This window comes from Thermoactinomyces sp. FSL K6-2592 (assembly GCF_038006465.1).
GTDB lineage: Bacteria > Bacillota > Bacilli > Thermoactinomycetales > Thermoactinomycetaceae > Thermoactinomyces > Thermoactinomyces vulgaris.
This window is the reverse complement of record NZ_JBBOVH010000001.1, coordinates 1,215,895-1,236,422: the sequence shown is the minus strand read 5'-3', so window position 1 is coordinate 1,236,422 and position 20,528 is coordinate 1,215,895. Positions and strand designations below refer to the sequence as shown.

Genomic DNA, 20,528 nt, shown 5'->3' with positions numbered 1-20,528 from the left:
ATTATGGGTTTCAATGAACAGTCAAATCACAAACTTCTTTAATCCACTTTTCAGTGGGATCCTCTTCATCCAAGTCTCTTACTCCTTCTGATCCCAAATCGTTACCCGAAAGACCATATTTCAGCAACTTCGTGGCATATCTTACCCGCCAGGAAAATTGTTATTTCACATCCAAGGTTAACGCCTTTTGAATTCCTTTCCATGTGAAGTGATCCATGGTGTTGGGGTTGTCCCTGTAAACGGAATCACAATGCTTTAAATGGGAACATTATTCATTTACATATATGGTAACGCCCCCAAAAACCGAAACCGATTTGTTTCTTTTACGGTTCCATCATAGGCAAAGTTATAAAGTAAAATAACTGAATTCACTTCTTGATCCAGATACTCACCGCAAATCCCGATAAATCCAGGAATTATCTTTTCATCATATGAAAACCCCTTAAGAATAACTCTCAAATCATTTGATGGTTCATTGTAAAACTCCACTTCTAAAAAATCTTCATCGTAATATTCAATGCTAAAATCCTTTTCAAATTGCGAATTAACCCAATCCCCGTCCTCTGTATAACTTTGCATCACATAGCTTTCCAGCTCTTCAAACGAACTTACGTCACCAATGAACATGGATACATATCCTTTTTTCTCCAAAAAATTTTCCTCCTCAATTTTTATCTTTCCCGCTGAAGATGATGGGTTTGTGAAATCCAAACGCTAAGATATAAAAGAACCAAAAAAGGGCGATATAGCTCTTTATCGCCCAACAAAATCCTCTTTCCGGATCAGAGCATTTACATTAAAGTCCGTTTGAAATCCTCATCCATCTCAAATGCTTCTTTCAATATTTCCCTTAAATCATCATAATTGCGGAATCCGGCTGCTCTGAAACGTTCGTCTGTACCATCCAATAACTGCTTTAACCTAGTCCCATGGATCACCAATCAGCAACTCCCCATCCATTCGGATCACCGGATAAATTCCAAAAGAGCATAGCTGAGAGAAATATTGAATTTAAATTGAAAAGGAGGGTATTCCTCCACAATTTGAAAGAAATTTTCCCTTTTATCGTTACGGGCCGGATAACCCAATTCATTATCATAATCAAATTCTTCGTCAAAGTCATATTTCGCAGACATATTTTTGTACCTGTTAATAAAATCAATCTTCTCCAATGCTGCCCTGATCTCCGGTGCCAATTGCATTTCTGGTGGTATCTGCATGATTCATTCCTCTCTGCTTTATTTCCATTCCATATTTATATTGGCCAAATCCATCAAACCACTTTTGTGCTCCTGGATGGTAGAGCAGGATTTTTATGATGTTGCAACATGAGGTGGCACCCCAGCCGGCTTGAATTGCTTGTGAGTTTGCTTTGATATGGAGCCGCTTTGATTAACAAGCGGAGAGTGTGTCAAAACAGACACCCAACTCCGCTCTCCATCCGACGTTCATCGAACTGAGGCACACGAGTTTTTGAGAATTCGGCTTGGGAAGCCCGCCGTCATTCGTTGTTCACTGATAATCCCCGGACACGCGATAAGCCTTTTTTTTCGCATAATCCCTTTGTCTAAGATAAATCACTCCCAAAACTTCCGGTCCAGGCTCCGGTACTGGATCGCTTCGGCAATATGGGCAGGCCCGATGTTTTCTTCTCCTGCCAAGTCGGCAATGGTGCGGGCCACCTTGAGGATACGGTCATGTGCCCGGGCACTCAAACCGAGGGTTTCAAAAGCCTGCTTCATCAGCCGGAGCGACGCCGGATCCAACTTGCAGTATTTGCGGATATCGGCTGTGCTCATGGTGCTGTTGGTTTTCGTTTCGCTTCCCCGGAAACGTTCCTGCTGTCTTTTTCGCGCCTGGTTTACCCGTTTTCGGATGGAAGCGGAGGATTCTCCGCTTTCCCCTTTGCTCAATGTTTGAAAATCCACCTTCGGTACCTCGATGTGAATGTCGATCCGATCCAGCAAGGGACCGGAAATTTTGGACCGGTATCGCTGCACTTGGTGCGGGGTGCAGGTGCAACTGCGATCCTCTTCATAACCAAAAAAACCGCATGGACACGGGTTCATGGAAGCGACCAGCATAAATTCCGCCGGATAAGTGTAAACCGCTCTTGCCCTTCCCAAGGTGACGGTCCCGTCTTCCAAGGGCTGCCTGAGCACTTCCAGCACCGTTTTGGAAAACTCCGGCAATTCATCCAGGAAAAGAACACCCTGGTGCGACAAGCTGATCTCTCCCGGCCTGGGAACGGCTCCGCCACCGATCAAACCGGCGCTGGAAATCGTATGGTGGGGAGACCGGAACGGGCGAAAGCGGATCAATCTTCCCTTTTCCTTGATATATCCGGCAATGCTGTATATTTTCGTCACTTCCAAGGACTCTTCCAAATCCATCGGCGGCAGAATGGTGGGAATTCTTTTGGCCAGCATGGTTTTGCCTGAACCGGGCGGACCGATCAACATCAGGTTATGCCCTCCGGCAGCGGCCACTTCCATGGCCCTTTTCACATGGGCCTGCCCTTGGACATCCGAAAAGTCAGCCAAAAAATGTTCCGGTTCTTCTTCTGTTTCGCCGGACACTTCCGGAGGGCTCCATTCTTGGCGCAAATAACCGATCGCCTGCTTCAAGGAATCCACCGGCACGATTTTCATCCCGTCCACCAGTGCCCCTTCCCCCGCATTCCGGCTTGGCAGAATCACTTCCGTAAAACCCGCTTTTTTGGCTGCCATAACCATCGGCAACACCCCACTCAAAGGGCGAAGCCCTCCTTCCAATGACAACTCGCCGATCAATAACAAGCGATCCAGTTGCTTCCCTTCCAATTGACCGCTGGCCGCCAACACACCAATGGCAATCGCCAGGTCAAATCCGGCCCCTTCCTTTTTCACGTCAGCCGGGGCCAGGTTGGTGGTGATCCGCTGCAGCGGAAACGAAACCCCGCTGTTTTTTAACGCAGCCCGGACACGTTCTTTGGACTCGCGAACGGAAGAATCCGGCAACCCGACAATATCAAAGACAGGAAGCCCGTTGCTGATATCCACTTCCACTTCGACAATCAACCCGTCGATGCCCATCAAACTGGCACTGTATAATTTGCTGTACATTTTTTCACCCCCGCCCTGTTTCTCACTTTGCGACAAACCAACTCTATTTTTTCATATTTTACTATATTTTGACAATCCATCGCTTTCTTTCGTCTTTCTCCACAAGAATACAAACGAATTTTTCTGTTTTTTCATAACTTAATAGAGGATCCGAAGGATCCAAATTCCAACAAGGAGGAAGAGATGATGAGCCATTCATGTTCATGCCATCACCGGAGAAGGCGGGTTGTACTGGATCCGGAGAAAAGAAAAAGAAAATTTGTCCATTTAAGACGCGGGCAATCCGTCCTGATCAAATGCTGCCACCATGCACACCATACCAAAACTTGTGTTTTGGAACGGGGAGAAGCCGTCAAAGTTCATTGTGGACACAGCAAAGCGGTGGTCACCTGCGGGCACCCGGATCGATGCCGGAAAGTCCACCGTCTTTGTCTGAAACCGGGTGAAGCCGTTCTGCTTCGTTGCAAACATTGTTAACCGGTGGAAAGCGCCGCATCATCGGCGCTTTTTCTTTTTTCTGTCCTCCTCTTTAAAATTTTCATTTAATATTCCCAAAAATGAGAGGATTGTGCTAAAATACTTCATTAAATACTTCTTAGCCAAAGGATGAGTTGAGATGAGCAAAGTGTTGGATCTGAGAACCGAACGGGTCAAAGTGGAGGACATCCTCATTGCCAATCAGCGGCTCAAAGAAGTTTGCAGGCATACTCCTTTGGAGCACAATCCCCTTTTGTCCGACAAATACGGCTGTCAAATCCATTTGAAACGGGAAGATTTGCAAGTGGTCCGTTCCTTTAAAATCCGCGGGGCTTATCACACCATCATCAGCCTCCCGGAGGAAGAACGGCAACAAGGGGTGGTTTGCGCGAGTGCAGGAAACCATGCCCAGGGGGTTTCCTATTCATGCAATCATTTAAAAATTCCCGGCAAAATTTTCATGCCGACCACCACACCGAGGCAAAAGATCAATCAAGTCAAACATTACGGTGGCAAATTTGTAGAAGTGGTTTTGACCGGGGACACCTTTGATGACGCTTATCATCAAGCCGTGGCTTATGCCAAAAAACATCACATGTCTTTTATCCATCCGTTTGACGATTACCGCACCATTGTCGGGCAGGGAACCATCGGGATCGAAATCCTGAATGACCTGAACCAACCCCCGGATTATGTTTTTGTCGCCATCGGCGGCGGAGGACTGGCTGCCGGGATCAGTTCTTACATAAAAAGCGTTTATCCCCAAACCAAGGTGATCGGTGTGGAACCAGCCGGGGCCCCGGGGATGAAAACGTCTTTTGAGAACGGAAAAGTTACTGAATTAAAAGAAATCGACCCTTTTGTGGACGGAGCGGCAGTGAAACATGTCGGCGAGCTCACTTTTCAAATTTGCCGGGAAAATATCGATGAGGTGGTTTTGGTTCCGGAAGGAAAAATTTGCACCACCATCTTGAACTTATACAATCAGAATGCCATCATTGCGGAACCGGCCGGGGCATTGGCCATATCCGCCCTGGATTTTTACCGGGAAGCCATTCGCGGAAAAAATGTCGTCTGCATCATGAGCGGCGGCAATAATGATATCGACCGGATGCAAGAAATCAAGGAACGTTCTCTCATTTACGAGGGGTTAAAACATTATTTCATTATCAACTTCCCCCAACGGGCCGGCGCTTTGCGCGAGTTTTTGGATGATGTCCTCGGCGAAAATGATGATATCACCCGCTTTGAATATACCAAGAAAAACAACAAAGACAACGGGCCGGCACTGGTGGGAATCGAACTGAAATACCGGGAGGATTATCCTTCACTCATTGAGCGGATGAAAAAGAAAGGGTTCCCGTTTATCGAAATCAACAACGATCCGCGCCTGTTCCATCTGTTAATCTGACTCTTTGTTTGACAAAAACCACCGCTTTCACCGTGAAAAGTGGTGGTTTTCATTATTTAAAAAGCGCCTTCGATATGATTCAGTTGCGGATTTTCTTCATCCCACAATACGGAAATGACATCGAAACGAAGCGGCAAATGGTGCAGACGGTGCCGGCTCACATACAGCACCGCCAAACGTCGCAGTTTTTGTTGTTTTCGGAAACCGACCGACTCAAGACCGTAACCAAATTTGGCACTCCGGGTCGTCCGGACTTCCACAATCACCAGTTGCCCGTCTTTCATCGCAATGATATCCAGTTCTCCCATCCGGGTTGCCCAATTCCGGTCCCAGATGATATACCCTTTTTCCGACAGAAACCGGGCCGCCAGCTCTTCCCCAAGCCGGCCGACCTGTTTTCTTTTGTCTTTTCTCATCGTGATTCTCCTTGCAACAAAAGACGGGCGGTGTTTTTCATACACGAGCGGACCGGCGCAAAGCTTTTCCGGTGAATGGGTGAAGGGCCGAACGCTTCAAGCGCCTTGAGATGTTCCGGCGTTCCATATCCCATATGATGGTCAAACCCGTATTCTGGATACTTTTCGGCCATTTGCATCATCCACTCATCACGAACCGTTTTGGCAATGACGGATGCAGCAGCAATCGAATGGCTTTTGGCATCTCCTTTGATGATCGCTTGTTGCGGGATGCCGAGATCCGGAATGGTCACCGCGTCAGCCAACACCATGTCCGGTTTCACCGGCAATTGTTCGATGGCTTTTCGCATCGCATGGTACGTGGCTTGCAAAATATTGTGCCGGTCAATATAAAGCTCATCCGCCATTCCCACACCAATGGCAATCGCTTCGGACTCAATGCGCTCCTTCAGGCGTTGCCGGTTTTGCGGTGTCATTTGTTTGGAATCATTTAACCCCTCCACGGGAAACGATTCCGGCAGGATCACCGCCGCCGCCACCACGGGACCGGCCAAAGGCCCCCGTCCGGCTTCATCCACCCCCGCAATCATCCAGATTCCTTGTTGGCGATATTTCTTTTCGTAATGCCACATTTGTTCCAAGCGTTCTTCTTCTTTTTTTCTTCGTTCCTGTTTTCTGATATATTGGGCCGCCAATTTTTGCACACCCGCCCGCGAATCGTTTTGAAGTTCCGCCAATTCCTGCGGGCTCAGCCTCTCTTTCTTCTCCAACCATTTCTTAATTTCCGCGATCGTCCCCTGCATTTCCCATCTCCTCTTTTCCGATCCAATCCTCCGGAAATTCAAAAGAAATCCGCCCCAAACGACCGACTCTCAACTCATGCAACAAAAGCTCAGCCACTTTTTCATAATCAATCTCTCCGCCCCGCAACAAACACCCCCGTTTTTTCCCAATCTCCTCCATCAACGTGACTCCGTCTTGTTCCGTTTCCTCCAGTTTGTACCGTTTTTTCAAACGATCCGGATACCGGTCTTTTAAATAATTTAATACATACAAAGCCACTTCATCGATCGGCAAAATCGTTTCTTTGATGGCGCCGCTTGCCGCCAGACGCAAGCCGGTGACGGGATCGTCAAATTTGGGCCACAAAATCCCGGGGGTGTCCAACAGTTCCATGGTTTTTCCGACCCGGATCCACTGCTGTGCTTTGGTCACCCCGGGCCGGTCACCGGTTTCGGCAACGGAACGTTTGGCCAGGCGGTTGATCAACGAAGATTTTCCCACATTGGGAATTCCGGTCACCATCGCTCGAAATTTGCGGGACTGAATCCCTTTTTTCTCTCTTTGTTGGAACAGCGGGGCCAGGATTTTTTCACACGCCGGAATAATCTGTTGGACCCCTTTCCCTGTTTGTGCATCAACCGGAAGCACCGGCATCCGACGGGCTTGAAAATATTTCATCCAAGCCTGATTCACCCGTTCATCCGCCAAATCGCATTTGGTCAATAAAATGAGACGGGGCTTGTCTTTCAGAATTTCATCCATCATGGGATTTCGACTGGATAACGGCAAACGCGCATCCAACAATTCAAACACGATGTCGACCAACTTCAGTTTCTCTTCAACCTGCCGGCGCGCCTTTGCCATATGTCCCGGGAACCACTGAATGGTCATATGTACGTCACACCTCTTCTATCCTGTTGCCAACAGGGGGATTTTTCCAATCGGTGTCAAATGGAAAAGGAGCTTTCAAAAAGGCTCCTTCAATTGAAAAAATCACAACCATTTCATTTCAATAACGGGCCAATAAATAAATTCCGCCCTTCCCACCAGTTGAGACATCGAAACCGCTCCGATCACCCGGCTGTCCGTGCTGTTCAACCGGTTATCCCCCAGAACAAAAACCTTGCCTTGCGGCACTTGCACCTCATCAAAATCCATGGTGCGCATATGGTCGGAAAGATAAGGTTCATCCACGATCTTCCCGTTGATCAGAATTTTATTGTTTTTGGCTTCGACCGTCTCCCCCGGCAAGGCGATCACCCGTTTGATGAAATCTTTGTCTTTACTTTCGTGAAAAACAACGATTTCTCCTCGTTCAGGCTCTCTCATTTTGTAAATCAACTTATTGACCAAAACCAGATCTCCGGTATACATCGTTTCTTCCATCGACGGACCAGATACGGCAAAAGGTTCAAAAACAAAGATACGAATCAACACCGCCAAAAGAACGGCGATCAGAAATGCACGAACCCAATCCAGCACTTTTCCGCCTTTCCCGTATTCCTGATTGTTTTTCTCTGTACGAGGGACATATGAGGTCATTGGATTTCCCCCAATTGGCTCGTCAATGTGAGAAAAGGGCTTGATCCTCAAGCCCTTTTTCTTCTGTCTTATTATTTTTGATGAAGTTCTTTAATACGAGCGGCTTTTCCGCGGCGTTCACGCAAGTAGAACAATTTGGCGCGACGAACTTTACCACGGCGAACCACTTCGATTTTTTCAATACGCGGTGAATGTAACGGGAAGGTACGTTCCACACCGATCCCGTAAGAAATTTTGCGAACGGTGAATGTTTCGGAAATGCCTCCGCCGCGACGTTGAATCACAACGCCTTCAAACACCTGAATCCGTTCCCGTTGTCCTTCTTTAACGCGCACGTGAACACGGAGGGTGTCCCCTGCACGGAATTGAGGAATATCTTTACGAAGTTGTTCTTCGGTAATTTCACGAATGATTGGACGCATCTCATCCAAACCTCCTTTCATCAGTCTCTCCGTCCAATGCCGTCGAACGACCAGAACGGGGATATTTTACCACAGCCACTAATTGAATACAATTTCGCCATCCTAATCCGACAGCTTTTTTAAAAAGCGGCGATCCTCTTCGGTTAATGGGACTTTTTCCAGAAGATCGGGCCTTCTTTGCCAAGTCCGAAGCAATGACTGCTCACGCCGCCATTTTTCAATCTTGGCATGATGCCCGGACAACAGCACCTCAGGCACTTTGAGACCGCGGAAATCCGCCGGCCTCGTGTATTGGGGATACTCCAGCAACCCGGTGGAAAAAGAATCGGTCACCGCTGAAGTTTCATTCCCCAGTACTCCGGGAACCAGACGACTGATGCTGTCAATTAAAATCATCGCCGGTAATTCTCCGCCGGTCAGAACATAATCGCCGATGGAAATTTCCTTGGTGGCCAGATGCTCCCGGATTCGCTCGTCAAATCCTTCATAGTGACCGCAAAGGATAATCAACCGGGAGTGCTGTGCCAATTCCTCGGCCTTTTTTTGCGTGTAGGTTTCACCTTGCGGTGACATCAACAGGATGGGGGGACGTGGTGAGCCTTGTGTCAGATCATCGACGGCACGAAACAGCGGTTCCGGTTTTAAGACCATGCCGCCGCCGCCACCATACGGCGTGTCATCCACCGTACGATGCCGGTCTGTTGCATATTCACGAAAATTGACCAGATTCGCTGAGATCAAACCTTTTTCACGAGCCCTAGCAATCATGCTGGTTTGCATAAAGCCTTCAAACATCTCGGGAAAAAGGGTGAGAACATCGAAATGAATGTGTGCCAAGGTTACGCCAGTCCTTCCATCCACTCAATCGTGATGCGTTTTTCCTTGAGATCGACATCTTTGACAATCTCGGAAATATAAGGAATCAAAATGTCTTTTTTCTGATCGGCCGGCTGAATCACCCAAACATCATTGGCCGGAAGCGGCAAGATTTCTTTGACCCGGCCCAGTTCTTGTCCATCGGTCGTGACAGCCGTCAGGCCGACAATCTGGTGGAAATAATATTCTCCACTTTCTTCATCGACAGGCACCTGATCTTCTTTATGGACCACCAATCGTCCTCCTTTGAAAGGTTCGGCTTGGTTGATATTGTCCCATTCGCGGAACTTGACCAAATAGACGGATTGATGGATGCGGTTTTTTTCCACCGTCAGCACCATCGGTTCCTCTTCTTGCGGAGGAAGGAGGATCAGCCGGCTGCCGGGTGCAAAACGGACTTCTGGAAAATCCGTGTTGGATTGGACACGAACTTCCCCGCGAATGCCATGTGTTCCGACAATCCGGCCCACATTTAAGTATTCATGATTTCCACCCATACCCGTTTCTTCTCCTTCCAGGCAGCAGCTTTGGCCACGGAACGGATCGCCTGCACAACCCGTCCCTGTTTGCCGATAACCTTTCCCAAATCCTCTTTGGTGACGGACAATCGGTAGATGATGACATCATCTTTCTCCACTTCATCCACCCGGATTTCTTCCGGATGGTCGACCAGTGGCGCCGCCATGTATTCAATCAGTTCTTTCAGTTCTTTCATCTTGGTCCTCCTGTCGGATCAAGACCATTTCATTATTTGCCATGTTTTTGTTCGTGAACTTTTTTCAGAATCCCTTCTCTTTTGAACAGGTTGCGAACCGTGTCGGAAGGTTGCGCACCTTTGGCCAACCAAGAGAGGGCTTTTTCTTCGTCGATTTTCACTGTGGCAGGTTCCGTGATCGGATTGTAGTATCCGATTTCGTCAATGGAACGTCCGTCACGGGGAGCGCGGGAATCAGCCACGACCACACGATAAAATGGTGCTTTTTTGGCTCCCATTCTTCTCAAACGAATTTTCACTGCCATCACTTTTCACCTCCTCATCAAAGTCAAGAATGATGTTTATCACATAAAGGGGAAAGGAAAACCTCTGCGTTTTCTCTTCTTCCCGCCTTTTGCCATTTGGGAGAATTGCTTCATCATTTTCTTCATGTCATTAAATTGCTTCAACAGGCGATTCACATCTTGCACCGTGGTACCGCTGCCTTGTGCAATCCTTTTGCGCCGGCTGGCATTGATGATTTCCGGATGGGATTTTTCCTGTGGCGTCATGGAACGGATGATCGCTTCGACTTTCACCAGCTGTTTTTCATCCACTTGAACGTTTTTCAAACCTTTCATCGCCCCCGCTCCCGGCAACATGGAAAGCATGTCCTCGAGCGGGCCCATCTTGCGCACTTGTTGCAATTGATCCAAAAAATCATCAAAAGTAAAAGACAAGGTGCGCATTTTCCGTTCCATCTCTTTGGCTTTTTCCTCATCCACCGCAGACTGGGCTTTTTCGATCAACGTCAGCACGTCGCCCATTCCCAAAATGCGGGATGCCATCCGGTCCGGGAAGAACGGTTCAAGCGAATCCGTTTTTTCCCCCGTTCCGACAAATTTGATCGGGCAATCGGTCACCGCTTTGACGGATAAAGCCGCTCCTCCGCGGGTGTCGCCATCCAGCTTCGTCAGAACCACACCCGTCAGCCCCAGTTGCTGATGAAAGTGTTCTGCCACATTGACCGCATCCTGCCCGGTCATCGCATCCACCACAAGCAGGATTTCATGCGGCGAAATTTTTTCGCGGATCTGCCTCAACTCGTCCATCATCTCATCATCGATGTGCAGGCGCCCCGCCGTATCGATGATGACATAATCAAAGCCTTCTTCTTTGGCCTTTTGGACGCCTTTCTCCGCGATCACCACGGGGCTTTCTTGATCTCCCATGGAGAAAACGGGCGTGTCCAAACTTTCCCCCAACACTTCCAATTGTCTGATCGCCGCCGGCCGGTAAACGTCTCCCGCCACCAAGAGGGCACGGCGATTCTGCTTTTTGAGATAGCGGGCCAATTTGCCAGAAGTGGTCGTTTTACCGGCACCCTGCAATCCAACCATCATGATGATCGTCGGTGACTTCTGGGCTTGATGCAGTTTGCTTTGTTCTCCCCCCATCAGCCGGGTCAACTCTTCATTCACCACTTTGATCACTTGCTGGCCGGGGGTTAAACTTTTCATCACTTCTTGTCCGACCGCCCGCTCTTTCACACGGTCGATGAACTGTTTCACGACTTTGAAGTTCACATCCGCTTCGAGCAATGCCAAGCGGACTTCCCGCATCGCTTCTTTTACATCCGCTTCAGTCACTTTCCCCTTGCCACGCAACTTCCGCATGACGGATTGCAGTCTTTCCGATAAACCTTCAAACGCCATGATGGCCCCCTCCTCACATGGCTGATTAATCGAGCTTCTCCAACTCCCGGATCAACGGCCCGATTGCTTTGGCTGCTTCTGGCATTTGATCTAACCGGCTCTTGATCGTTTCGATCAATTGTTGCCGTTTCAGGTGACTTTTCACCAATCCCAAACTTTTTTCCAAATCAAGCATGGTGGATTGGGCTCGCTTAATCGCCTCATAGACTGCCTGTCGGGAGACTCCCTGATGCTCAGCGATTTCACCCAATGACCAGTCTTCCACATAATATAGTTCAAGCAACGAACGTTGTTTTTCCGTCAACAACGTGCCGTAAAAATCATAAAGCAAATTCATTTGGGTAGTTTGATCCAACACGGGAGTGATCCCCCCAAACGCCGTCAAGGCAATAACCTTTACGGTTGTATAATATATCGGAGACCCAAAGCGATGTCAAGGATTTTTCCTTGCAAGAGAAAATTTTTCAGCCTTCGGAAGCTTCCTCTTCCATCATGTCCTGCAGCAAGGCGTGCAAAAATTGTTCAGAATCAAATTCCTGCAAGTCATCCGCCTGTTCCCCCAGCCCGACCAATTTCACGGGCAATCCCAGCTCATGGTCAATGGCAATCACGATTCCGCCTTTGGCCGTGCCGTCCAGTTTGGTCAGGACGATTCCGGAAACATTGACGGCTTGCCGGAATTGTTTCGCTTGTACCAATGCATTTTGTCCGGTGGTGGCATCCAGCACCAATAAAACCTCATGCGGCGCTCCGGGCACCTCCCGGGTCACCACGCGGTGAACTTTTTTCAACTCTTCCATCAAATTCACTTTGTTTTGCAGCCGGCCGGCCGTATCACAAAGCAATACATCCGCTTTGCGGGACTTGGCCGCCTGAATGCCGTCATAAATGACCGCCGCCGGATCGGAACCGGCTTGATGTTTGATCACATCCACCCCGGCACGTCGGCCCCAGGTTTCCAGTTGTTCAATGGCCCCGGCGCGAAAGGTGTCTCCCGCGGCCAACACCACTTTCTTCCCTTCATTCTTAAGCCGGTGTGCCAGTTTTCCGATCGTGGTGGTTTTTCCGACACCGTTGACTCCCACGAACAAAAAGACCGTCAGGCCGTCTTCATTAAACCGCAATCCCTGTTCCTCTTCATCCTTCGTGAGAATCTCGGCGATCAATTCCGACAACAGCGGTTTTAATTCCACGGGGTCTTTGATTTTCCGCTCTTTCACCTCATCGCGCAGACGCTCCACCAAGTACATCGTGGTTTGGACCCCCACATCGGCGCCAATGAGAATTTCCTCCAATTCTTCATACAAATCCTCGTCAATTTTGCTGCGTCCGCTGAACAGGTTGGAGATGGCCCCGACAAATTGATCCCTGCTCGTGCTCAATCCGGTCACAAACTTCTGGGTGACCGTCTCCGTTTTTTTGGACACGCGATCCTTTAATTTCCGGAAAAAACTCATGTTGTTCCTCCCATCTCTTGCATTATTCCTTTGTGGCGGCAACTTCCACTTTATCATCATACTCTTCCAGCTTCACCGATACCAGTTTGGATACGCCCGATTCCTGCATGGTAATTCCATACAACACATCGGCACCTTCCATGGTATGTTTACGATGGGTGATAATAATAAACTGCGTTTCCCCCGAAAATTCCTGCATATATTGCGTGTATCTCGTCAGATTGGCTTCATCCAAAGCCGCGTCCACCTCATCCAGCACACAAAACGGAACCGGCTTGATCCGGAGCACCGCAAACAAAAGTGCCAACGCCGCAAGGGCTCTTTCCCCGCCGGAGAGCAGATTCAGGTTTTGCAATTTTTTTCCGGGTGGCTGTGCAATAATGTCAATGCCGGTCTCCAAGAGATTGTCCGGCTCGCTGAGTTTCAAATCGGCCCGGCCGCCGCCAAACATTTTCACAAACACATCTTGAAACTCGATGCGGATCAGTTCAAAACTTTCTTCAAACCGCCGGCCCATTTCTTCAACCAATTGATGGATAATCTCAAAAAGTTTTTCTTTGGCTTCCAGCAAGTCGGTTTCTTGCGATTTCAGAAAGTCGTAACGTTCTTTCAACCGTTCATACTCTTCAATCGCTCCCAGGTTGACATCGCCGAGGGCGGCGATTTTTCCTTTCAGTGAACGGACTTCCTTTTCCGCCTGTTTGGGTTCTTCCGGGACGGGATACTGTTGCTTGGCCCGTTCGAAACTGATCTCATATTCTTCCGCCAACTTGTTCAACAGGTGATTCAATTCCACATCCAGGCGGTTGCCGCGCACTTCCAATTCATGCAAATCTTGCTCCTGTTGCCGGTGCGACTGTTGCATCTGTCTGACTTCTTTTTCCTGGCTCTCCCGCATGAGCAACATCTGTTCACGCCGCTTGCGGATTTCATTCAATTGCATCTGGACTTGCTCTTTGTTTTCTTTGAGATGCCGGATGGTTTCTTCCAACCGGTCCATTTGAACCTGGTTATTCTCCTGATGGTCTTCGAGCGCCTCCAGTTCCCCGGCGGCCGCTTCTTTTTGACCGGTGACCCGCTTGATTTCTTTCCGCGTGCGATGCAAGTTTTGTTCCAAGTTTGTGATCTCCTGGCTGACTTGGGCCACTTGAATGCGCAATTCCGTAATTTTTTCGCTGACTTCCTCCCGGGTGTGGGCCTGCTCTTTTGCTTTTTCCTGCGACTCTTTCAGCAGTTGTTCAAGAGCTTCCTGCTCTTTTTGCAACGCGGCGATTTCCCGGTCGATGTTTTCCAACTGCGCACGGTAAGCTTCTTTTTGCTTTTGCACCTGCCCGATCTCTGCCAGGATTTCTTCTTTTTTCTGCACCACATTTTGCCGGGCCAAAGACCATTCGCGTTCTCGGCTGCGCAGCTCCTGTTCTCTCAGCCTCCGCTCTTCTCCTTGTTTGCGGACCTGTTCCCACTTGTCTTCCAATTCCTGCTTGCGGCGGTTGATCTCATCCAAGGTCTGCTGTACTTGGCGCACCTTTGTTTCGGCATCTTTCAAACGGGTTTCCAATTCTTCCAATTGGCGGTTTCGGCCCAGAAGATTGGTTTTGCTTTGTTTGCGGCTTCCTCCCGTCATCGATCCCCCGGGATTGACAACGTCTCCATCCAGGGTCACCACCCGGTAGCGGTAAGATAAAATCCGCGCCAGTTGATTGGCCTGTTCCAGGGTCCGTGTCACAACCACTCTGCCCAACAAATAAGAAAACAATGCTTGGTAACGCGGATCATACTGAATCAAGTCGGACCCGACGCCCACAAAACCGTCCACCCGGCGGCAACTGTCCAATTCCCATGACTCCATGTTCCGTGGCTTGATGACAGAAAGCGGCAAAAAAGTGGCCCGTCCCAATCTTCTTTCTTTTAAATACCGGATTCCGCCGCGTCCGGTGGCTTCATCTTCCACGACGATATGTTGCAATGCACTTCCCAAAGCGGTTTCCAGCGCCGCCTCATATTCTTCCGGCACCTGAAGGAGTTCGGCCACCGCCCCGTGAACCCCCTTCAAAGAAGGAACGCCCCGGTCACGGGCACGCAAAACTTCTTTCACCCCTTGCATAAACCCTTGATGCTCCGCTTCCACTTCCCTCATCCATTCCAACTGGGAGCGGAGGCGGTTAAACACCTGCTCGGCCTGGCGCAATTCCCCCGTCCATTTTTTCTCTTCTTCTTCCAACCGTTCGCGTTCTTCCGCAAGGGTGCGCACTTCATCCGCCGCCTGTTTCAATGCCTGCTCCACTTCATGGATTGAAGCGGCCAATTGTTCCGATTGCTTTTCGTGTTCTTCTTCCTCTTTCTCCAATTGCTTTTTCGTCTCACCGAGCGACCGGGCCCGTTCTTTTAACTGTTTGAGGTGATCTTTCGTATATTGCTTTTCACTGGAAAGAGCCACCAATTTTTTCTCATGGGCCTGCCACTTCTCATTTAATGATTGCAGTTGCTCGCCCTCATCACCGGTGACTCCCGTCAGTCGCAATTTAAATACCGCAAGCTCTTTTTCCTTTTCCTTTAATTCTTGTTTTTTCCGCTCCAGTTCCCCGGCTGCCTGCTCTTCTTCGCTTTTCAACCGCTTTAATTCTTCCTTCAACAGGGAAATCCGTTCAATTAATTGTTGTCTGTTTTCTTTGCGGTTTTTCACCCGCTCCAATTGCACTTCTTTTTGTCCTTCCGCTTTTTCCAGCTCTTCGCTGATGGTGATCAAACGGGTTTGGACCTGTTCCCATTGGGTCTCCACTTCGTGCAGTGTTTGTTTTAATTCTTCCAAAGCGGTTTCTTTTTTTGTGATTTCGGCCGCCAGTGAAACCTGTGTATTTTTCAATTTTTTCGCTTGCGTCGTCACTTTTTCCCATTCATCGTGCAACGATTCAATTTTATGTACATATAAGCCGATCTCCACATTTTTCAAGGTTTCTTTCAATTCTTTAAATCTTTGGGCTTTATCGGCCTGTTCTTTTAAAGGCTCCACCTGGCTTTCAATTTCATGGATCAGATCATGGATGCGCGCCAGGTTTTGTTCGGTGTCCTCCAGTTTTTTTTCGGCTTCTTTTTTCCTCGTTTTGTATTTGACAATCCCGGCCGCCTCTTCAAAAATAATGCGGCGGTCTTCGGATTTTGAGCTTAAAATTTCATCAATCTTGCCTTGCCCAATCATGGAGTAGGCATCTTTCCCGATTCCGGTGTCCATGAACAGCTCATGAATGTCTTTCAACCGGCAGGGTTGTTTATTCAAGAGATACTCGCTTTCCCCTGAACGGTAAACCCTCCGGGTGATAGTCACTTCGGAATAATCCAGGGGCAGGCGGTGATCCGAATTATCAAACGTCATCGAGACTTCACAAAAACCGACCGGTTTCCGGGTGTCACTGCCGGCAAAAATCACATCCTGCATTTTATTGCCGCGCAGGGATTTGGCGCTTTGTTCCCCCAGTACCCAGCGGATGCTGTCGGTCACATTGCTTTTTCCGCTGCCGTTCGGCCCGACCACGGCGGTGATCCCGGGAACAAATTCCAATTCCGTCCGGTCGGCAAAGGATTTAAAACCATTCATCTCCAGTCGTTTTAAATACACAAACAGCCCTCCTCTCCCCAAAAAATAATGCTCTTCTCATGTCTGTAAAGAAAGAGCACAACCCTTACAAAGTGGATGAACTGATATATTTTAGCACAAAAAAACGGGCGGGATTGATTTTTTTCATATTGATCACAGATTCATCAACATCCGTCTGTCAATAAACCCTGCTTCCCAAAGGAGCTTCATGATCGTTGTCCAAGAGTGTCACCCCGCCTTGGACCGAATCAACTCCGAGCACCAACACTTCCGATTGAAAATCGGCGATCTGCTTGGGCGGCAAATTGGTGACCGACCACTTTCCGGCCCTCCAGCTCTTTCGGCTGATACCGTTTTGTCACTTGGGCACTGCTTTTTTTCACTCCCAGCTTTTCGCCAAAATCGATCCACAATTGGTAGGCGGGTTTTTTGGCTTTGGGAAAAGGAGCAACTTTGACAATTTGCCCGATCCTCAGTTCCACTTTTTGAAAGTCCTGATACGAACAAAAATCCATGATCCTTCCTCTCCTTTCAGACCGCTTATTACTTGATTTTCCGGTTTAACCGCTATTTCCTCTAAAAAAAAGCCGCCTCCCGGTAAATGTCGAAGCGGCTTTTCCTGAAATATCGTCCTTGTTTCATCCATTTGCCGGGCCGCGTTGTTGTAAGCGCGGACAATTTTGGCAACAAACCTGATCTTCACTGGCCAGATAATACAAACAACAAGTTTTTCGGACTCTTGCCTGAGCACCGGCATAGTAACGGCCAATGGGTTGAACTTTTTCGCGAAACATGCCGGCCTCCGCCCCGGAAAGCAAATAATGAAAATCATCTTGGGCCAAGGACGGATTCACCTGGTCATCTTCTTTTAATTTGGATTCATATAACCAATAAATATATCCGGCGAGGTTTTCCCACAAAATCGATAAAGGAATGCCAATCAGACGGTGCAATTGATGCCAAAGGGGAGCAATATGATGAGTAAATAATGATGTCAATAATTGCTCACGCAAAAACTTCCGGTTTTTCTCCCTCATCGCTTGTGCTTTCCAATCGCGCAATTGCAATTGCATGTTCAAACGCTGATGTTGCCAAGTGGTTTGAATCCGCACATTGTCCGGCGAAAAATCCAATCGTTCATTTAATGCGCTCATCGCATACAAAGCAGGAACCACAACCGTAAAACTGTAATGTTTGGAAAATTGAGAAGCCACAACGCTCAAGGAATTCACCTTCATCCGTTCCGACCACTCTTCCAACAAACGAACGCACACTTCATGTTTCAACAGTTCCCGCCCGGAAAGCAACATGAAAGAGGAATCATTTTCTTCCGGAAAGACAATATGAAATTGCGTCGGTAAGATATCCACTGCATAACTGACAGGGGGCATGTTGAAAACCCCTTTCCGCTTGCTGAAAATGATATTTATTATCAATTATAATGGATGCAAACGGAAAGGTCTATCCCCTTTTCAGTTTTGTTCATCTGGGTGCTCCTCATTTTTCGGGTTTTGGCCACCTGCAAACTTTTCCAAGGTGTCCCGGATCCCTTCCAATGCTTTCACCCCTCTGTACAACAGGAACAAAGCAAAAATCCCCCCGGAAACAGGGAGAATGATGGCCATGATTGAAAAAACTTGAAAAAAAACAGGCGCAATCACTTCCATGTTTCTCCCCCCCTCTTATCAAAAACAAAAACCACCGTAATGTATATTTGCGGTGGTTCATACGCTTAAGTTCTCCATCTTGCCAACGCCTCTGAAGCAGCACGTTGTTCCGCCTCTTTTTTGGACCGGCCCGTCCCTTTCCCGATAGGTTTTTGGTCCAAGCACACCTCGACGACAAAATGGCGGTCATGAGCCGGACCTTTTGTCTCCACAATGCGGTATTCCAAAGTTCCCAGCCGTCCTTGCTGAACGACTTCCTGCAATTGACTTTTGGCATCCAGCATGTTTTTCAGCCAATCACTATTCACTTTTGGAAACACAACGCGCTCCAAAAACTTTTTCACCTGCTCCAGCCCGCTGTCCAAGAAGAGCGCTCCGATAAACGCTTCGAACACGTCAGCCAGAAGAGATGGCCGTGAACGTCCTCCGGTCATCTCTTCTCCTTTTCCCAAGCGGACATGTTCACCAAATCCCAGCTCTTTGGCAAAGGAGGCCAATGAAGCTTCACACACGACACGGGCCCTCGTGCGTGTCAAGTCTCCTTCGCTCATTTTGGGATACCGTTGAAACAAATACTCTGAAACCGCCAATTCCAAAACGGCATCCCCCAAAAATTCCAACCGCTCATTATCCGGATGCACGCCGGTCGCCTTTTTCTCATGCGTAAATGAAGTATGGGTGAACGCTTGTTGGAATAGTTTTCGGTTATGAAACTTTAATCCGGTGATTTGCTCCAATCGTGCCAGATCCATTCCGTTTCACCCCTTTTCCTTATGCCTCCTGATATTCTTTCAAGGCAATGGTTGCATTATGCCCCCCGAATCCGAGCGAATTGGACAGGGCCGCACGCACCCGCATTTTCCGCGCTTCATTCGGAACATAATCCAAATCACAATCCGGATCCGGATTTTCCAAGTTGATGGTCGGCGGAACAATGCCTTCTTTAATGGCGAGTGCCGTTGCAATGGTTTCAATGCCGCCGGCTGCCCCCAGCAAATGGCCGGTCATGGATTTGGTCGAGCTAATGGCCAAACGTTTGGCATGCTCGCCAAATGCGCCTTTGATCGCCATGGTTTCAAATTTGTCATTGTAATCGGTGGACGTGCCGTGTGCATTGATGTAGTCCACATCTTCCGGCTCCAGTCCGGCATCTTTGACAGCCATCAGCATGCTGCGTTTTGCCCCGTCCCCTTCCGGATCAGGACTTGTCAAGTGATAAGCATCCGCAGTCATGCCGTATCCGACAACTTCCGCAATGATGTTGGCTCCACGTTTTTGTGCATGTTCCAAGGTTTCCAGAACCAACACGCCGGCGCCTTCCCCCATGACAAATCCGTCACGGTCCCTGTCAAACGGACGGCTGGCTTTTTCCGGAGCCTCATTGTTGGTGGACAATGCCCCCATCGCTGAAAAACCGGCAACTGCCATCGGCAAAATGGTGGCTTCGGTTCCACCCGCGATCATGACGTCTGCATCGCCGCGTTGCAAAATTTTAAAAGCATCGCCGACACAGTGCGTTCCGGTGGCACATGCCGAAATGGCCGCGCTGTTGGGTCCCTTGGCCCCGATTTGAATGGAAACGATACCGGATGCCATATTGGCAATCATCATGGGAACGAAGAAAGGACTGACCCGCCGCGGTCCCCGTTTCATCATGACTTTGTGCTGTTCCTCCAACGTTTCCAGTCCGCCGATTCCCGAGCCGATGTAAGTGCCGACCCGTTCTTTTTCCACTTTGTCCATGTCCAGTCCGGCATGCTCAAGAGCCATTTTGGATGCGGCCACGGCAAATTGGACAAAGCGGTCCATTCTTTTGGCATCTTTTTTATTCATAAAATCCAATGGATTAAAATCTTTCACTTCCGCAGCAATCTTGACTGCAAAATCCGAAGTATCAAACCGCGTGATCGTACTCACTCCGGATTTTCCCTGAATCAAATGATTCCAAAAGGTATCAATATCATTGCCCAGAGGAGAAATGACTCCAAGACCAGTGATGACAACCCGGTTCATCTGGTCCACCGCCTTTCCTCATTCATACGATTAGGTGTGTAAAGTCCCGCATGATACGGGACTTTAGAATAAGTACAAAAAATGCTTATTGTTGGTTTTTTTCGATGTATTCCACGACATCTCCGACCGTGGCGATTTTTTCAGCCTCTTCATCGGAGATCTCCATGTCAAACTCATCTTCAAGTTCCATGATGAGATCCACCACATCGAGAGAGTCTGCACCGAGATCTTCTTTGATGTTTGCTTCCAACGTTACTTCACTCGGTTCAACGCTTAAGTTTTCCACAATGATTTTTTTCACTCGTTCTAACGTTGTTTCTGCCATTTCTTTCACCTCCCTTTCGTATTATACGCATTTG

Annotated in this window: 25 protein-coding genes; 2 read left to right on the top strand and 23 right to left on the bottom strand. The window is 48.5% G+C overall.

Annotation, left to right across the window (positions count from 1 at the left end):
* Nucleotides 1-276: 276 nt before the first annotated feature.
* From NYE37_RS06610 to NYE37_RS06595, 4 genes are all read right to left on the bottom strand, one after another.
* Nucleotides 277-651, bottom strand: coding sequence for an immunity 22 family protein (locus NYE37_RS06610; protein ID WP_037997288.1), 375 nt, complete (start codon nt 649-651; stop codon nt 277-279).
* 140 nt (nt 652-791) lie between these two features.
* Nucleotides 792-938, bottom strand: a complete 147-nt coding sequence (locus NYE37_RS06605) for a hypothetical protein (protein ID WP_156097753.1) — start codon at nt 936-938, stop codon at nt 792-794.
* 27 nt (nt 939-965) lie between these two features.
* Nucleotides 966-1,220 (bottom strand): hypothetical protein, encoded by a 255-nt coding sequence (locus NYE37_RS06600; RefSeq protein ID WP_131470922.1) that lies wholly within the window; start codon nt 1,218-1,220, stop codon nt 966-968.
* Between the two features lie 357 nt (nt 1,221-1,577).
* Nucleotides 1,578-3,104 (bottom strand): YifB family Mg chelatase-like AAA ATPase, encoded by a 1,527-nt coding sequence (locus NYE37_RS06595; RefSeq protein ID WP_037997291.1) that lies wholly within the window; start codon nt 3,102-3,104, stop codon nt 1,578-1,580.
* A gap of 186 nt (nt 3,105-3,290) precedes the next feature.
* Between NYE37_RS06595 and NYE37_RS06590 the strand changes: the two genes are divergently transcribed.
* Both NYE37_RS06590 and ilvA read left to right on the top strand, forming a co-directional pair.
* Nucleotides 3,291-3,581, top strand: coding sequence for a hypothetical protein (locus tag NYE37_RS06590; protein ID WP_037997292.1), 291 nt, complete (start codon nt 3,291-3,293; stop codon nt 3,579-3,581).
* A 139-nt stretch (nt 3,582-3,720) separates the two neighbouring features.
* Nucleotides 3,721-4,992 (top strand): threonine ammonia-lyase IlvA, encoded by a 1,272-nt coding sequence (gene ilvA / locus NYE37_RS06585; RefSeq protein WP_121874238.1) that lies wholly within the window; start codon nt 3,721-3,723, stop codon nt 4,990-4,992.
* Between the two features lie 56 nt (nt 4,993-5,048).
* On the opposite strand, the gene NYE37_RS06580 is transcribed toward ilvA, so the two are convergent.
* The 19 genes from NYE37_RS06580 to acpP form a co-directional block, all read right to left on the bottom strand.
* Nucleotides 5,049-5,408 (bottom strand): YraN family protein, encoded by a 360-nt coding sequence (locus tag NYE37_RS06580; protein ID WP_121874237.1) that lies wholly within the window; start codon nt 5,406-5,408, stop codon nt 5,049-5,051.
* A complete protein-coding gene (locus NYE37_RS06575; RefSeq protein ID WP_340711880.1) occupies nt 5,405-6,211 on the bottom strand; it encodes a ribonuclease HII in 807 nt (268 codons plus the stop codon). The genes NYE37_RS06580 and NYE37_RS06575 overlap by 4 nt, the downstream gene beginning before the upstream one ends.
* A complete protein-coding gene (ylqF, locus tag NYE37_RS06570) occupies nt 6,186-7,082 on the bottom strand; it encodes a ribosome biogenesis GTPase YlqF (protein ID WP_037997300.1) in 897 nt (298 codons plus the stop codon). The genes NYE37_RS06575 and ylqF overlap by 26 nt, the downstream gene beginning before the upstream one ends.
* Nucleotides 7,083-7,184: 102 nt before the next feature.
* The gene (gene lepB, locus NYE37_RS06565; RefSeq protein ID WP_037997303.1) at nt 7,185-7,733 is read right to left on the bottom strand and encodes a signal peptidase I; all 549 of its coding nucleotides are present in this window, start codon (nt 7,731-7,733) and stop codon (nt 7,185-7,187) included.
* A 71-nt stretch (nt 7,734-7,804) separates the two neighbouring features.
* Complete coding sequence (gene rplS, locus NYE37_RS06560; protein ID WP_037997320.1) at nt 7,805-8,155, bottom strand: 50S ribosomal protein L19; 351 nt, start codon at nt 8,153-8,155, stop codon at nt 7,805-7,807.
* Between the two features lie 102 nt (nt 8,156-8,257).
* Nucleotides 8,258-8,983, bottom strand: a complete 726-nt coding sequence (trmD, locus tag NYE37_RS06555) for a tRNA (guanosine(37)-N1)-methyltransferase TrmD (RefSeq protein WP_082240754.1) — start codon at nt 8,981-8,983, stop codon at nt 8,258-8,260.
* A gap of 11 nt (nt 8,984-8,994) precedes the next feature.
* Entirely contained in the window at nt 8,995-9,528 is a 534-nt protein-coding gene (gene rimM, locus NYE37_RS06550) for a ribosome maturation factor RimM (protein ID WP_037997305.1), read from the bottom strand.
* A complete protein-coding gene (locus NYE37_RS06545; protein ID WP_037997324.1) occupies nt 9,504-9,737 on the bottom strand; it encodes a KH domain-containing protein in 234 nt (77 codons plus the stop codon). Before NYE37_RS06545 ends, rimM begins: the two co-directional genes overlap by 25 nt.
* Before the next feature lie 41 nt (nt 9,738-9,778).
* Nucleotides 9,779-10,051 carry a 30S ribosomal protein S16 gene (gene rpsP / locus NYE37_RS06540; protein WP_037997307.1) on the bottom strand — a complete coding sequence of 91 codons (273 nt, stop codon included), beginning with the start codon at nt 10,049-10,051 and terminating at the stop codon, nt 9,779-9,781.
* 39 nt (nt 10,052-10,090) lie between these two features.
* The gene (gene ffh / locus NYE37_RS06535) at nt 10,091-11,440 is read right to left on the bottom strand and encodes a signal recognition particle protein (protein WP_062843176.1); all 1,350 of its coding nucleotides are present in this window, start codon (nt 11,438-11,440) and stop codon (nt 10,091-10,093) included.
* A 25-nt stretch (nt 11,441-11,465) separates the two neighbouring features.
* Entirely contained in the window at nt 11,466-11,798 is a 333-nt protein-coding gene (gene ylxM, locus NYE37_RS06530; RefSeq protein ID WP_037995188.1) for a YlxM family DNA-binding protein, read from the bottom strand.
* A 106-nt stretch (nt 11,799-11,904) separates the two neighbouring features.
* Entirely contained in the window at nt 11,905-12,897 is a 993-nt protein-coding gene (ftsY, locus tag NYE37_RS06525; RefSeq protein ID WP_121874234.1) for a signal recognition particle-docking protein FtsY, read from the bottom strand.
* Nucleotides 12,898-12,919: 22 nt separating this feature from the next.
* Nucleotides 12,920-16,510: a chromosome segregation protein SMC gene (smc, locus tag NYE37_RS06520; protein ID WP_037994832.1), complete on the bottom strand. Its 3,591-nt coding sequence runs from the start codon at nt 16,508-16,510 to the stop codon at nt 12,920-12,922.
* A 227-nt stretch (nt 16,511-16,737) separates the two neighbouring features.
* Nucleotides 16,738-17,004 (bottom strand): hypothetical protein, encoded by a 267-nt coding sequence (locus tag NYE37_RS06515; protein WP_369792446.1) that lies wholly within the window; start codon nt 17,002-17,004, stop codon nt 16,738-16,740.
* 123 nt (nt 17,005-17,127) lie between these two features.
* Nucleotides 17,128-17,880: an IucA/IucC family C-terminal-domain containing protein gene (locus NYE37_RS06510; RefSeq protein ID WP_049720260.1), complete on the bottom strand. Its 753-nt coding sequence runs from the start codon at nt 17,878-17,880 to the stop codon at nt 17,128-17,130.
* 81 nt (nt 17,881-17,961) lie between these two features.
* Nucleotides 17,962-18,156 carry a hypothetical protein gene (locus NYE37_RS06505; RefSeq protein WP_037994836.1) on the bottom strand — a complete coding sequence of 65 codons (195 nt, stop codon included), beginning with the start codon at nt 18,154-18,156 and terminating at the stop codon, nt 17,962-17,964.
* 65 nt (nt 18,157-18,221) lie between these two features.
* Nucleotides 18,222-18,908, bottom strand: a complete 687-nt coding sequence (rnc, locus tag NYE37_RS06500) for a ribonuclease III (protein WP_049720261.1) — start codon at nt 18,906-18,908, stop codon at nt 18,222-18,224.
* A 19-nt stretch (nt 18,909-18,927) separates the two neighbouring features.
* Nucleotides 18,928-20,169 carry a beta-ketoacyl-ACP synthase II gene (gene fabF / locus NYE37_RS06495; protein ID WP_037995103.1) on the bottom strand — a complete coding sequence of 414 codons (1,242 nt, stop codon included), beginning with the start codon at nt 20,167-20,169 and terminating at the stop codon, nt 18,928-18,930.
* 85 nt (nt 20,170-20,254) lie between these two features.
* Entirely contained in the window at nt 20,255-20,494 is a 240-nt protein-coding gene (gene acpP / locus NYE37_RS06490; protein ID WP_037994838.1) for an acyl carrier protein, read from the bottom strand.
* Nucleotides 20,495-20,528: the final 34 nt, after the last annotated feature.